Consider the following 13,636-nt stretch of genomic DNA (forward strand, 5'->3'; position numbering starts at 1 on the left):
CGGGGGCCGTACGGCTACCGCTGCAGGACCGACAGGTCCTCGCCTGCGGCCGGCACCGCCACCATGCCCCGGTCGTCCGGGAGCGGCTGGACCGTGAAGAACGGCACGCCGCCCTCCGTCGCGGCGAGGGTGCGCGAGGCGTGGACGGGACCGCCCGACCGCAGCTCGACCGTCAGCGCGTAACTGCCCTTCAGCCCCGCCGGCACGGGCACCTCGACGTCCTGCGTCGTCCCCCGCTTGATGCTGTACGTCTTCGTCTGGGGCGTGCCGCCCTTGGTGCCCGCCGACGCCGTCACCCGGATCTCGGCGTCGCCCTCGGGCGCGGTCACCGAGAGGGTGGTCCCCTCGGCGGTGTTGTCCAGCGCCGTCGCGCGCGTCTCCACCGGCCGGGCCGCCGGGATGAACGCCGACTCCTGCTTGCCCTCCTTGCCGCGCAGCACCCGCACGGCCGCCACCACCGGCACGGAGCGGTCCGGTGCGGTCAGCACCAGGGAGCCCGCCTCGCCGCGCGTGAGGTCGCCCAGGTCGAAGGCCGCGGTCATGCCGCCTTTGACGTGCAGCGTCTCGTTGCCGGCCGGGGTGATCAGGCCGGACGGGGAGGCCAGCCGCACCTTCAGGTCGACGTCGGCGTCCCCGGGCGTGAACGCGACCAGGCGCACGGCGGTGGCGTCCTTCGGGATGCCGGGCAGGACCAGGCTGCCCGACGGGTCGGCCGACGCGGACAGCCAGTCGCCGCCCAGCTCGTCGTCCAGCGCCTGCACGGCCGCGCCGACCCTTCCGCTGCGCACCACCACGTGCACGGTGACGTCGGTCTGCTTCTCGGCGGTGAGCGTGGACAGCAGCACCGGCTCGGCGGAGCGCGGCTTGACCGTGATGCCCTCCCCCACGGTGGTCTCGAGCTCCCCGTCCTTGCCGTAGAGCTCGATGTCCACCACGGCCGCGGCGTCGTCCGGGTTGGTCAGGTGGAGGTAGTCGGTGCGGCTGTCGTCGGTGCTGGCGCCGGGGAACCAGAACTGCGTGTCGGCGGGGGAGCAGGCGACGCCCTGGAGCCCGCGGCCGGTCCCCGCGGTGACCTCGGTGGTCTGCTGCGCGGTCCAGCCGGACGCGAAGCGGCCCTCGGCGGTGCCGACGAGGGCTGGGGCGTCGGCCCCGTCGGCCTCGGCGGCCACCGGCTTGCCGGGCTCCCGGAGCTGCAGGACGGGCTCGCCGGCCTCGCCGTCCTTCCCCGCGCCCTTCTCGTCCTTCTCCTCGTTGTCGCCGGACTCGCCGGACTCGCCGGACTCGCCGGACTCGGCGTCCTCGGCGTCCTTCTCGTCCTCGCCGTCGTCGTCCTCGTCCGGGGCCGACTGCTGCGCGGCCGCCCGGAGCACGGCCGTGCCCTTGTCGCCCGCGCCCTCCGTGACCGGGGTGAACGAGGTGTACGTCGTCTCGGCCAGGTCGGAGGCGCTGGGCTGCGGGCACAGCAGCCCGGTGCGCTCCACCGGGAGGGTGGCCGCCCCGGCCTGCTGCTCGGCGGGCCCGGCGTCCGGCGCCGAGACCGCGGCGAAGCCGGTGACGGCGGCGAGCGCGGTGGCGCCCGCGATCAGGGACAGGGTGGTGCGGTTCACTGCTGGCTCCCGTCGGGACGCTCACTGCCCGTGCCGTGGGGGTCGTACGGAGTGTCGTAGCCCTGTGTGTAGGTCGTCTGGTCGTAGCCCTGGGGGTACGTCTGCTCGTAGCCCTGCTGCGGGGCGCCGTAGCCGTACGGGTCGTAGGCGCCGTCCTGCTGCGGGTAGCCGTCCACCGGGTACTGCCGGCCTCCGTGGCCGTCGGCCGGGTACTGCTGGTACGGGGCGCCCGCGTAGGCGTTCTCGTCGTAGCCGGTGTCCCGGTACTGCCCCTGGTCCCAGTCGCCGTGGCCGGCCTGGTGCGGGACGGGCGCCGGGGGCTGCTCCGGCGGGGCGGGCACGTCGGCCTCCGCGTCCGCACCGGCCGGGTCGGCCACGGCCGCGTCCGTGCCGTCCGGGGCGTGGGCGGCCGCCGCGGCGGCCTCCGCCTCGGCCTGGGCGCGCAGCCGGCGGGCGCGGCGGCCCTCGCCGGCCTCCGCCTCGGCCGGGACGGGCGCCTCCTCCGGCAGGTCGTCGTCGATGTCGCGGCGGCCGCCGGGCAGCGCCATGACGACCAGGACCACGGCGAGCAGACCCTGCGCCCACATCCACAGGGTGTGGGTGAACGGCTCCTCGTAGGTGACGACCAGGGCGCCGCCGGACGCGGGCAGTGCGAAGCCCTGGGCCCAGCCGTCGACCGTGGTGGGGGTGAGCGGCTTGCCGTCGAGGGTGGCTCTCCACCCCTCCGCGGCGGAGTCGGCCAGGCGCAGGACGCGGCCCTCCGCGCCGTCCTCGATCTCGGTGTGGATCTCGACCGGCCCCGCGGCCACGGGCTCCGGCTCGCCGCCCTTGCCCTCGGCGGGCACGACGGTCGCGCGGGCGACCTGCCGGTCCACCCGCCACAGCGCGCCCCCCGCCTGCTGGCTGAGCCGGCTCAGACCGGGCGTGGCGTCCAGCACCCGGGTGACCTCGCGCGGGGCGCCCTGGTGCACCAGGACGTAGCGGACGGCGAAGCCGCCGAGCTGATCGGCCTGGTCGGCGCCGGAGCCGGCGACGAGGTTGGCGACGACCTGGTCGAGCAGTTCGTTCCCGCCGCCCTGGGCGGCGATCTCCGCGTCGCCCATGCGGGCCCCGGAGCCGCGCACCAGCACGTAGTCGACACGGTCGGCGGAGTCGGTGTCGAGGACCAGGGTGCGGGCCTGGTCGCGGGTGGCGCTCTCCTCGGCGACGAAGGCCGGCACCTGCACCGGGTCGCGCCGCTCGACGGGTCCGCCGGCGCCGCGGATCATCCAGCCGGCGGCGAGGACCAGCGGGCCGACGGCGCAGGCGAGGGCGATCAGCACGGCGACCGGCTGGCGCCAGCCGAAGCTCTGCTCGGCGACCCGCGAGCGGGCCCCGTCGGCGCCCAGCGTGCCGGCGGCCAGGAGGGCGATGCCGTAGACGAGGGTGGCGGGTCCCGCCCAGGCGGAGCCGTTGGAGAGGACCGCGAAGACGAGGCCCACCAGGGCGGCCGCCCACGCGGCGAGGATGGCCGTGCGGCGCTCGGCGCGCAGCAGGGCGGCCAGCGCGGCGAGGACCAGGCCGATCAGCAGCAGTCCTCCGGCCGTGCCGGGACCGCCGGGGCTCGCGCCGAGCAGGTCGAGCGCGGAGGCGGCCGACGGCCCGTACGGCAGTCCGGCCTCCTGGAAGAAGCCGAACGGCAGCAGGGACAGCGACCAGGGGGCGAGCACCAGCAGCGGGCTGCCGAGCTGCGCCAGGAAGCGCGGTCCGTACGCCGTGAGGTCGGACCGGCGCAGGACCAGCACGCCGACGCCGAGGACCAGCGCCATCGGCCACACGATCGGGGTGAAGGCGGTGGTGACGGTGAGCAGCAGCGCGTACGCCCAGGTGGCGCGCCAGCTGCCGCGGCCGTCCGGGGCGGTGAGGCCGCTCGCGGCGATGCCGGCGCGGGCGAGGAGGGGCAGCAGCACGGCGAGCGCGGCCGTGCCGATACGGCCCGAGGCCAGGGCGCCGGTGGCGGCGGGCAGCAGGGCGTAGGCGACGGCCGCCCACGCGCGCAGCAGCCGGGACTCGACCAGCGGGCGGGAGGCGAAGTACGCGGTGAAGCCGGCCAGCGGCACCGAGCAGACCAGCAGGACGGTGACGGCGAGGCCGGTGGAGCCGAGCAGCAGGGTCGCGAGCGCCGCGACGATCGCCAGGTAGGGCGGTGCGGTGCCGGTGCCGCCGGTGCCGACCGCGTGCCAGACGTCGGTGTAGCGGGCCCACAGGTCGCCCGCGGCGGCGGGCGCGGGCAGCAGGGCGCCCCCGGCCAGCGCGCCGCCGCCGAGGAGCTGACGGCACGCCACCAGCGAGACCAGCAGGAGCGCCAGGAAGAGCACCGGTCCCGGACGGCGGGCGATGCGCTTGAGACGGGCGAACCGCTCGACCTCGATGAAGTCGGTGTCGTCGCCGCCGGGTCCGGACTCCAGGGCGCTGCCGTGCCGTCCGGCGCCGGAGACGGCCTCGGGGTCGGAGCGGCCGACGAGGTTGCCCGCCACCTGCTCCACGGTGACGCGGACGGTCGCGCCGGGCGGCGGGAACAGCGGACGCAGCTCGCCCTTGTCGACCTGGGGGCTGCCGCGGTCGCGGCGTCCGGCGAGGACGCGCTCGGGGCGCAGCAGGACGCCCATGAGGCCGCGGATCTCGTCGACGGCCTGTCCTGGGACCTTGCCGACCAGATAGGCGAGGGTGCGCAGCAGCGTGCCGAGGACGACCCGCAGGAGCACCCAGGGCAGGGCGGCGGTGCGGGTGTTGACGAGGAGGGTGTGGACGGCTCCGGCCTTGTCCACCTTGTGCGGGGAGGCGGCGGTGCGGCCCACGCAGTCGACGGTGCGGCGCTCGCGGGAGGCCGCCTCGGCGTGCCGGACGACCGCCTCGGGCGCGACGAGGACCCGGTAGCCGGCCGCGTTGAGCCGCCAGCACAGGTCGACGTCGTCGCGCATGAGGGGCAGATGCCGGTCGAACCCGCCGAACTGCTCGAAGAGGTCGCGGCGGACGAGCATGCCCGCGGTGGACACGCTCAGCACGGGCCGGACGTGGTCGTGCTGGCCCTGGTCCTGCTCACGGCGGTCCAGGCCGGTCCAGCGGCGGCCGGAGTTGGCGATGGAGACGCCGACCTCCAGCAGTTGCCTGCGGTCGTACCAGCCGCGGAGCTTGGGGCCGACGACGGCGACGTCCTCACGGCCGAGCTCGTACTCGTTCTCCACGACGCGCAGCAGCTCGGCCAGCGCGTCGGGCTCGGGGGCGCAGTCGTCGTGCAGCAGCCACAGCCACTCGACCGGCTCGCCGTACGGCAGTTCGGGCAGGTCGTAGGCGTCGTCGCGCCAGCTGCGGGTGACCGGGTCCCAGCCGCTCGGCCGCTTCAGGTAGGGCAGGTCGTCCGGGGTGAGGTGCGGGGCGCCTCGGTGGCACTCCTCGACCGCCTGGCCGAAGCCGGTGCGCCGGGCGAGGTGCAGGACGCGGTCGTCGCCGAGGGCCTCGGTGACCAGCCGGGCGGAGTCGTCCGCGCTGCCGGTGTCGGCGGCCATGGCGAACTGGGCGGGGCGCTCCTGGCCGAGCAGGCCGGCGAGCGCGTCCGGCAGCCAGCGGGCGCCGTCGTGGGAGACGAGGACCGCGGTCACCACGTGACGCGGGAACTCAGGTGCGGCAGCGGAATCCTGACGGGCTGCCGTGTGGCTGTGCACGGACATCGAGGTACGGGCCCCGGTTCGGTGGACTGTGGGGACGCCCGTGCCCGGTGGGGGCGGCGGGGCGTCTCGGACGAGCGACCACACTATCGGCTGCACGACAAGGGGGCCCGCCGCCTGTGGACAACCACCGGCGACGGGCCTTAAGTGATGTTTGTGCGAAGAAGCGCGCGTTGCCAGGGAGTGCGGCGGGCGGCACCGGGGCGCCGCGCGTCAGACGGCGGCCTTCTTGAGGCGGCGGCGCTCACGCTCGGACAGGCCGCCCCAGATGCCGAAGCGTTCGTCGTGGGCGAGGGCGTACTCGAGGCACTCGGAGCGGACCTCGCAGGCGAGGCAGACCTTCTTGGCCTCCCGGGTGGAGCCGCCCTTCTCGGGGAAGAAGGACTCGGGGTCGGTCTGGGCGCACAGCGCGCGCTCCTGCCAGCCGAGTTCCTCGTCCGCGTCGTCGACCAGCAGTTGCTGCACCAGCTCGGTCATGTACGCCCCTCGTCCGTCTTTCGCGTCCCCGTGATGTAGCCGTTACCGATTCCGGCTGAACGACACGAGTGAAATTACAAGTGTGCTGCTCCGGGCGAGTCAAGCCGAGATCTGCTATTGAGCCCCTTATTCACTCTGCGGAACCAAGGCCGAGCGGAAAGTGTTCAAATCACCCTAAACCTTGACACAGGTGTGGGGCCCGCGAGGGCGTCCGGCCCCACACAGAGCCTCACGAGGGAGGACGCCCGCAGGATCGATCTCGTTCCGACACCCCTGCCGCGGCGAACCGGATCACAGTCGGATCACGGGATCGCAACGACGCGCGGGGCGCCCGGTCGTGCGCACCTTGTGTCCCGGGAACCGGCTGAGCAAACCTTTCGTCTGCCAGATGAACCGGATGAGGTGAACCCGGTCCCACATACCGGGCGTCGAGTTGACTTCAGGGGTGTGAACCGCTCTTCTTGTGGGCATGCTCGCGAATCCGGCACTCACCTCGACCCGCTCCGCCGGGTTCTCCGGTGCTGCCCGCGCTCGCCGTAGCTGTCGCTGTACCGGCTGTTGAGCCACCACGCTCCGGCCACCGCCGCGTCCCCCCGGGGCCCGGCCTCCCTTCGCTGAACCCGCCCTCACCGGGGCTCCCCCAGCCGCCCGCCCGCGACCCGGGCCCCACGCGGCGTGACACCCCCACCGCCCCTCCCTCTCCGCGCCGAGGACCTCCGTACCCATGAACAGCGACAGCGACCTCCAGATCGCCGGCGACCTCCTCGAAGTCCCGCACCTGCTCCAGCCCGAGCCCGAACACCCCTCCACCGTGGCCGAGTTCGCCGGCCTGGCCCGCTCCATCGCCGCCGACCGCGCCCAGTGGGAACCCCTCGTGCGCTACGACGCCGCCAGCCGCTGGTACCACCGGCTGCGCACCGGACCCGGCTACGAGGTGTGGCTGTTGTCCTGGGTGCCCGGCCAGGGCAGCGGACCGCACGACCACGGCGGCTCCTCCGGCATGTTCACCGTCCTGGAGGGCGCGCTGACCGAGCACACCGACCGCGGCACGCGCGTGCTGACCGCCGGCGCCGTGGGGGTCCCCCCGCTCGTGGGGAGCCGGGAGCAGAAAAGGAGCCGGGAGTGGGGAAGGGTCTTCGCGCCCGGCTACACGCACGACGTCGTCAACGACACCCTGGAACCCGCCGTCAGCCTGCACGTCTACCACCCGGGCCTGACCGAGATGCCGATGCGCCCCGCGTCCCGGTTCCGCCCGGCCGCCGCCCCGCACTGCGAGGCACGCCCGGCACCGCTCCGGTGACTGGCTGACGCGATGTCGTGGCGGCCTGCGAGGATGGCCCCATGCGCATTGTGGTTCTGGCAGGCGGCATCGGCGGTGCCCGTTTCCTGCGCGGTCTGAAGCGGGCCGTGCCGGACGCGGACATCACGGTCATCGGCAACACCGGGGACGACATCCACCTCTTCGGGCTGAAGGTCTGCCCGGACCTCGACACGGTGATGTACACGCTCGGCGGCGGCATCGACGAGGAGCGGGGCTGGGGGCGGAGCGACGAGACCTTCCACCTCAAGGAGGAGCTCGCGGCCTACGGCGTCGGCCCGGAGTGGTTCGGGCTCGGCGACCGCGACTTCGCGACGCACATCGTGCGCACCCAGATGCTCGGCGCCGGTTTCCCGCTCAGCGCGGTCACCGAGGCGCTGTGCGACCGCTGGAGGCCCGGCGTGCGCCTCATCCCCATGACCGACGACCGCGTGGAGACACACGTGGCGGTCGAACTGGACGGCGAGCGCAAGGCGATCCACTTCCAGGAGTACTGGGTGCGGCTGCGGGCCTCGGTGCCCGCGCAGGCGGTCGTGCCGGTCGGCGCGGAACAGGCCAAGCCCGCCCCCGGCGTCCTGGAGGCGATCGGCGGGGCCGACGTCATCCTGTTCCCGCCGTCCAACCCCGTGGTGTCCGTCGGCACCATCCTCGCGGTGCCGGGCATCCGCGAGGCCATCGCCGACGCGGGCGTGCCGGTGGTCGGCCTGTCCCCGATCGTCGGGGACGCCCCGGTGCGCGGCATGGCCGACAAGGTGCTCGCCGCCGTCGGCGTGGAGTCCACGGCGGCCGCGGTCGCCGAGCACTACGGCTCCGGGCTGCTCGACGGCTGGCTGGTCGACACCGTGGACGCGGACCGTGCGGAGCGGGTCGAGGCGGCGGGCATCCGCTGCCGGGCCGTGCCGCTGATGATGACCGACGTGGACGCGGCCGCCGGGATGGCCCGGGAGGCGCTGGCCCTGGCCGAGGAGGTCCGTACGGCATGAGCGAGGCGCACCCGTCCTACCGGGTCTGGGCCGTCCCCGGCCTGCCCGAGGTCCGCCCCGGCGACGACCTGGCCAAGCTGATCGCGGCCGCCGCGCCGGACCTCGCCGACGGCGACGTCCTGCTGGTCACCTCGAAGATCGTCTCCAAGGCGGAGGGCCGGATCGTCGAGGCCGCCGACCGGGAGGCCGCGATCGACGCGGAGACCGTACGGGTGGTGGCCCGGCGCGGCCCCCTGCGCATCGTCGAGAACCGGCAGGGCCTGGTCATGGCCGCCGCCGGGGTCGACGCCTCCAACACGGCCCCCGGCACGGTCCTCCTGCTGCCCGAGGACCCGGACGCCTCCGCGCGCACGATCCGGGCCGGCCTCCGCGACGCGCTCGGCGTCGAGGTCGGCGTGATCGTCACCGACACCTTCGGCCGCCCCTGGCGGGCGGGCCTGACCGACGTGGCGATCGGCGCGGCGGGCGTGCGCGTACTGGACGACCTGCGCGGCGGCACCGACGCGCACGGCAACCCGCTCGCCGCCACGGTCGTCGCCACCGCCGACGAGCTGGCCTCCGCCGGCGACCTGGTCAAGGGCAAGGCCGCGGGCCTCCCGGTGGCCGTCGTCCGCGGGCTGGGCCACACGACGGCGTCCGGCGACGGCGAGGGCGCCCGCGCCCTGGTCCGCGACGCGCGCGACGACATGTTCCGCCTCGGCACGTCCGAGGCGGTGCGCGAGGCGGTCACCCGGCGCCGTACGGTACGGGCCTTCACCGACGAGCCGGTCGACCCCGGGGCGGTGCGCCGCGCGGTGGCCGCCGCCGTCACGGCCCCCGCACCCCACCACACGACGCCCTGGCGCTTCGTCCTCCTCGAGTCCCCCGGGAGCCGCACCCGCCTGCTCGACGCCATGCGCGACGCCTGGATCGCGGACCTGCGCCGGGACGGCAGGTCGGAGGAGTCCATCGCCAAGCGCGTCCGCCGCGGCGACGTCCTGCGCAACGCGCCGTACCTGGTCGTGCCCTGCCTGGTGACGGACGGCTCGCACCACTACGGCGACGCCCGCAGGGACGGCGCGGAGCGGGAGATGTTCGTCGTCGCCGCGGGCGCGGGCGTGCAGAACTTCCTGGTGGCCCTCGCGGGCGAGCGGCTCGGCTCGGCGTGGGTGTCGTCGACGATGTTCTGCCGTGACGTGGTCCGCCGGGTCCTCGGCCTGCCCGCCGGCTGGGACCCGATGGGCGCGGTCGCGGTGGGCCACCCGGCCGAGGAACCGCGTCCGCGCCCCGAGCGCGACGCCGCCCGGTTCATCGAGGTGCGGTGAGCAGGGGCCTACCCTCGTAGGAGCCTTTCACTCTCACCCCGGGGGACTCTCGTGGCCGGACGCTTCGCTCCCCGCCCGACACGGGCCACCACGCCCGCGCGGGTCCCGCGCCAGGCGCCGACCGCGCCCCGGGTACGGACGTACGCGCCGGACGGCCCCCTGGACCTCGGCCTCGTCCTCGGCCCGCTGCGCCGCGGCACCGGCGACCCCACGTTCCGTACCACCCCGGACGGCGCCGCGTGGCGGGCCAGCCTGACGCCCGTGGGCCCCGGGACGCTCCGGGTGACCCGGTCGGACGACGGCATCCGGGGCGAGGCCTGGGGTCCCGGCGCGGACTGGCTCCTCGACCGCCTCCCCGACCTCCTCGGCGCCGCCGACGACCCGTCCGCCTTCGTCCCCCGGCACCGGCTGCTGGCGTTCACCCGTCACCGCCGGCCGGGACTGCGGCTGCTGCGCACCGGGCTGGTGCTGGAGTCGCTGATCCCGTCGATCCTGGAGCAGAAGGTCACGACCGGGGAGGCGTACCGGGCGTGGCGGCTGCTGGTCCGCACGTACGGCATGCCGGCGCCCGGGCCCGCCCCCGAACGGATGGCGGTGATGCCGGCGCCGCGCACCTGGGCGCTGATCCCCTCCTGGGAGTGGCACCGCGCCGGCGTCGACGACAAGCGGGCGTCCACCGTGCTGCGCGCGGTGCGGGTCGCCGCGCGGCTGGAGGAGGCGGCGGGGATGCCTCCCGAGGAGGCGCGGGCGCGGCTGGAGCTGGTGTCCGGGATCGGACCGTGGACGTCGGCGGAGACGGTGCAGCGGAGTCACGGGGCGGCGGACTCGGTGACCACGGGGGATCTGCATCTGCCGGGGATCGTGGGGTGGGCGCTGGCGGGGGACCGGGACGCGGACGACTCCGTCATGCTGTCGCTGCTGGAGCCGTACGCGGGGCAGCGGCACCGCGCGGTGCGGCTGATCCTGCTGAGCGGGAGGACGCCTGCGCGGCGGGCGCCCCGTATGCCGCACGGCGACATCGCCCGCCTCTGAGACCCCGTGCGCTGCGGCACCCTGCGTTGTGCTGCGCACCCCCCTGCTTTTCCGTCACCCGGCGTGGGCGCGGGCCGGGGGTGTCGGCGCAACCCGGAGCCAGCGGGGTGCCTCCCCCGGAGGGGGCGCCCCGGAGGGGGTGCCCCCGCCCGGCCGGACGGCAGCCGCGTAGGGCGAGGCGGGGCACCCGGCGTGGGCGGGGCGTAGCCGCGCACGGCGGGGAGGGGACGGAGCGGGGTGGGCGCCCGCGGCGGCCGGCGCGTCCACGCCCTGTGCCGTACACACACGCACTCTCGCGCCGGACCGAGGACGACCACCCCCACCGCGGCCCCGCACCGCCCACCCCCCGTGGGCGCCACACCAGCCCCCACCGCACAGCAACCCTGCGCCGCAGGCGTAGGACCGCAACCCCCACCGGGCCGGACCCCGACCCACCCCTCACCGGGCCGAACCCCCTACTGGTCCGAAGAGAACCGCACCGCCCCCGCCGGAATCCGCGCGTCGCACCACACCCGCACACCCTCCCGCAGCTCGTTGCGGGCCCCGACGACCGCGCCGTCCCCTATGACCGTGCCGGTCAGCACCGACCGTTCTCCCACCCGCGCCCGCGTCCCGATCAGCGAGTCCGTCACGACCGCCCCCGGCTCGATCACCGCGCCCGGCAGGATCGTGGACCCGAACACCCGCGCGCCCTCCGCGACGAACGCCCCCTCGCCCACCACGGTCCCGCCCGCCAGCTTCGCGTCCGGCGCCACCGTCGCCGTGGGCAGCACCAGCCGGTCCCCGCACCGCCCCGGCACGGCAGGCGACGGCGCCTTGCCGAGCACCAGATCGGCCGATCCCCGCACGAACGCCGTCGGCGTCCCGAGGTCCAGCCAGTACGTCGAGTCGACCATGCCCTGAAGGTGCGCCCCCGCGGCCAGCAGCCCCGGGAACGTCTCCCGCTCGACCGACACCGCCCGCCCCGCGGGGATCGTGTCGATGACCGAGCGCCGGAACACGTACGCCCCCGCGTTGATCTGGTCGGTGACGATCTCCTCCGGCGTCTGCGGCTTCTCCAGGAACGCCAGCACCCGCCCCGTCCCGTCCGTCGGCACCAGCCCGTACGCACGCGGGTCGGTCACCCGCGTCAGGTGCAGGGAGACATCCGCGCCCGACGTCTCGTGCGTCCGCACCAGCGCCCGGATGTCCAGCCCCGTGAGGATGTCCCCGTTGAACACCAGCACCGGCTCGTCCGGCCCCGAGCGCAGCCGCGGGGCGACGTTGCGGATGGCGCCGCCCGTGCCGAGCGGCTCCTCCTCCGTGACGTACTCGAGGTGCAGCCCCAGCGCCGACCCGTCGCCGAAGTGCGGTTCGAACACCTCGGCCAGGTACGACGTGGCGAGGACGATGTGCTCCACGCCCGCCGCGCGCGCCCGCGCGAGCTGGTGCGTGAGGAACGGCACCCCGGCCGCCGGGACCATCGGCTTGGGGGTGTGCACCGTGAGCGGGCGCAGCCGCGTGCCCTTGCCGCCGACCAGGAGGATCGCTTCTGTCACCTGTCGTCTCTGCTTCCTGCCGGGTCCGGCCGAACTGTCTTTCGGCCGGTCAGTGTATGCAGAAGGCCCCGGCAGGATCGGAGCGGGCGGCGCTGCGACCGGTCACAGCGCCGGCCCTCTCAGCGGCCCTGGTACCCGGCCGCCTTGGAGCGCACGCTGCCCAGCTTCTCGTACAGCTTCCCCCCGGGGCAGGAGGTGTTGACCCCGTCCCGGTGGCCGGAGATCACCTTCATCTTCACCTTCTTGCCCTTCGCGTACAGGTTGCCCCCGGCGGACGTCAGGGATGTCTTCGCCTTCGGATCCATGCCGTGCAGCCCCAGCTTCCAGGCGGTGAGCCGGGCGACGGCCTTCACCGCCTCGGACGACGGCTTCTCGGAGCCGTAGGAGCCGATGACGGCGATGCCCGTGGTCCTGGAGTTGAACCCGAGGGTGTGGGCGCCCTTGACCGGTTCGGCCACGCCGCCGGCCCGGCCCTCGTAGATGCGGCCGCACTTGTCGACGAGGAAGTTGTAGCCGATGTCCCGCCAGCCCAGGCTCTTGGTGTGGTAGCGGTAGAAGCCGCGGATCAGGGAGGGCGCCTGCGAGCAGGAGTAGCCGTTGCCGGAGGCGGTGTGGTGCACGAAGGCCGCCTTCACCTCGCTGGTGTAGGAGAACTTCTTCTCCCGCAGGCTCTCGTCCGCTCCCCAGCCGTGCCGGGTGACGATGGCGGGGCGCGGCCCGATGTACGGCGTGGCCTGCTGCTGCTCGGTCAGTTCGGCGCCGCGCAGGGTGACGAGCTCCTCGCGCGTCTCCTCGGCGGTCAGCGCGGGGATCTCGGTGGCGCCGAGCGGCGCGAGCGCGGAGTTGGCGGCGGAGGCGGCCTCCGCCTCGGCGGTCATGACGCCCGTGCGGGGCGCCTCGGCGCCGTCGGCGGACCCGGCCTCCCCCGGATCGACCAGGTCGAGCCGCAGCCCGGCCGGCAGGGCGGACACCTCACCCGTCTCCTCCGCCCCTTCCCCGCCTGACGCCCCCTCCCCGCCTGACGCCCCCTCCCCGCCTGACGCCCCTTCCCCGCCTGACTGCCCCTCACCTGACCCGGTGCCGACGGGGTCGACGTCCCCCTTCGGGGCGTCTTCCGGCTCGCCGGACTCCGGCAGCACCCGCGCCTCCACCCCGTCCGACTCCCCCACCCACAGCGGTGCCGTGGCCCCCCGCACCTGCCCGGAGGCGGCCTCCGCGGTGTCCGGGTCCGCCCCGTGCTCGGTGTAGTGGGTCTCGACGTCCTGCCAGCCGGACCACTCCCCCGTGCCGGCCGCACGGGTGCGGACCTGCACACGGCCGTGCAGGGCGGCGGAGGGGTCGTCCCAGACGACGCCGAGGAGGGAGAACGCGGGGACCGTCCGGGGTGTCAGACCGAGGACGGCGCCGGAGGCACGGTCGTGGGTGAGGGGACGCAGGGGCAGCGACCGGGTGCTGCCGGGGACCTCGTCCGGGACCCCGGACGAGGTCCCCGCGCTACGCGTGGCCACGCTCGCCACCGGCACCGGCACCGGCACCGGCGTCCCGGCGGACGCGACGGAGGCGGCGGACGCTGCCGCGGGCGGGGCGAGCGGAAGGGCGAGGGCCGCGGCGCAGGTGACGCCGATTGAGGAAGCAAGGATTCCACGCATGCCCCTGAGCTTGGACACACCCAG

The 13,636-nt window shown here is 75.2% G+C and carries 9 protein-coding genes; 4 read left to right on the top strand and 5 right to left on the bottom strand.

All coding sequences use genetic code 11. The features are described from left to right. Window positions 1–14 precede the first annotated feature (14 nt). The 3 genes from ACWH4W_RS02840 to ACWH4W_RS02850 form a co-directional block, all read right to left on the bottom strand. On the bottom strand, window positions 15–1,607 hold the full coding sequence (locus ACWH4W_RS02840; protein WP_473074268.1) for a DUF5719 family protein: 1,593 nt from the start codon (window positions 1,605–1,607) through the stop codon (window positions 15–17). Further along, complete coding sequence (locus ACWH4W_RS02845) at window positions 1,604–5,314, bottom strand: glycosyltransferase family 2 protein (RefSeq protein WP_473074269.1); 3,711 nt, start codon at window positions 5,312–5,314, stop codon at window positions 1,604–1,606. The genes ACWH4W_RS02840 and ACWH4W_RS02845 overlap by 4 nt, the downstream gene beginning before the upstream one ends. Before the next feature lie 210 nt (window positions 5,315–5,524). Further along, window positions 5,525–5,788, bottom strand: a complete 264-nt coding sequence (locus ACWH4W_RS02850) for a WhiB family transcriptional regulator (RefSeq protein ID WP_006134669.1) — start codon at window positions 5,786–5,788, stop codon at window positions 5,525–5,527. Window positions 5,789–6,512: 724 nt separating this feature from the next. Here ACWH4W_RS02850 and ACWH4W_RS02855 point away from each other — a divergent pair. The 4 genes from ACWH4W_RS02855 to ACWH4W_RS02870 are packed head-to-tail and all read left to right on the top strand — an operon-like array spanning window position 6,513 to window position 10,425. Beyond that, a complete protein-coding gene (locus ACWH4W_RS02855) occupies window positions 6,513–7,088 on the top strand; it encodes a cysteine dioxygenase (RefSeq protein WP_473074270.1) in 576 nt (191 codons plus the stop codon). 41 nt (window positions 7,089–7,129) lie between these two features. Further along, window positions 7,130–8,089, top strand: coding sequence for a 2-phospho-L-lactate transferase (gene cofD, locus ACWH4W_RS02860; protein ID WP_473074271.1), 960 nt, complete (start codon window positions 7,130–7,132; stop codon window positions 8,087–8,089). After that, on the top strand, window positions 8,086–9,393 hold the full coding sequence (locus ACWH4W_RS02865; RefSeq protein ID WP_473074272.1) for a coenzyme F420-0:L-glutamate ligase: 1,308 nt from the start codon (window positions 8,086–8,088) through the stop codon (window positions 9,391–9,393). The genes cofD and ACWH4W_RS02865 overlap by 4 nt, the downstream gene beginning before the upstream one ends. A 51-nt stretch (window positions 9,394–9,444) precedes the next feature. Beyond that, entirely contained in the window at window positions 9,445–10,425 is a 981-nt protein-coding gene (locus ACWH4W_RS02870) for a DNA-3-methyladenine glycosylase family protein (RefSeq protein ID WP_473074273.1), read from the top strand. A 455-nt stretch (window positions 10,426–10,880) separates the two neighbouring features. On the opposite strand, the gene manB is transcribed toward ACWH4W_RS02870, so the two are convergent. Together manB and ACWH4W_RS02880 are read right to left on the bottom strand one after the other, a co-directional pair. Then, window positions 10,881–11,963 carry a mannose-1-phosphate guanylyltransferase gene (gene manB, locus ACWH4W_RS02875; protein ID WP_473074274.1) on the bottom strand — a complete coding sequence of 361 codons (1,083 nt, stop codon included), beginning with the start codon at window positions 11,961–11,963 and terminating at the stop codon, window positions 10,881–10,883. A 119-nt stretch (window positions 11,964–12,082) separates the two neighbouring features. After that, entirely contained in the window at window positions 12,083–13,612 is a 1,530-nt protein-coding gene (locus tag ACWH4W_RS02880; protein WP_473074275.1) for a peptidoglycan recognition protein family protein, read from the bottom strand. Window positions 13,613–13,636: the final 24 nt, after the last annotated feature.

This window comes from Streptomyces sp. DSM 120436, assembly GCF_055778765.1.

Bases quoted from the DNA above. Each gene is read 5' to 3' on its own strand.
- ACWH4W_RS02855 (WP_473074270.1), top strand. From the start codon at position 6,513: ATGAACAGCGACAGCGACCTCCAGATCGCCGGCGACCTCCTCGAAGTC.
- ACWH4W_RS02845 (WP_473074269.1), bottom strand. From the start codon at position 5,314: ATGTCCGTGCACAGCCACACGGCAGCCCGTCAGGATTCCGCTGCCGCA.
- ACWH4W_RS02850 (WP_006134669.1), bottom strand. From the start codon at position 5,788: ATGACCGAGCTGGTGCAGCAACTGCTGGTCGACGACGCGGACGAGGAA.
- cofD (WP_473074271.1), top strand. From the start codon at position 7,130: ATGCGCATTGTGGTTCTGGCAGGCGGCATCGGCGGTGCCCGTTTCCTG.
- ACWH4W_RS02880 (WP_473074275.1), bottom strand. From the start codon at position 13,612: ATGCGTGGAATCCTTGCTTCCTCAATCGGCGTCACCTGCGCCGCGGCC.
- ACWH4W_RS02865 (WP_473074272.1), top strand. From the start codon at position 8,086: ATGAGCGAGGCGCACCCGTCCTACCGGGTCTGGGCCGTCCCCGGCCTG.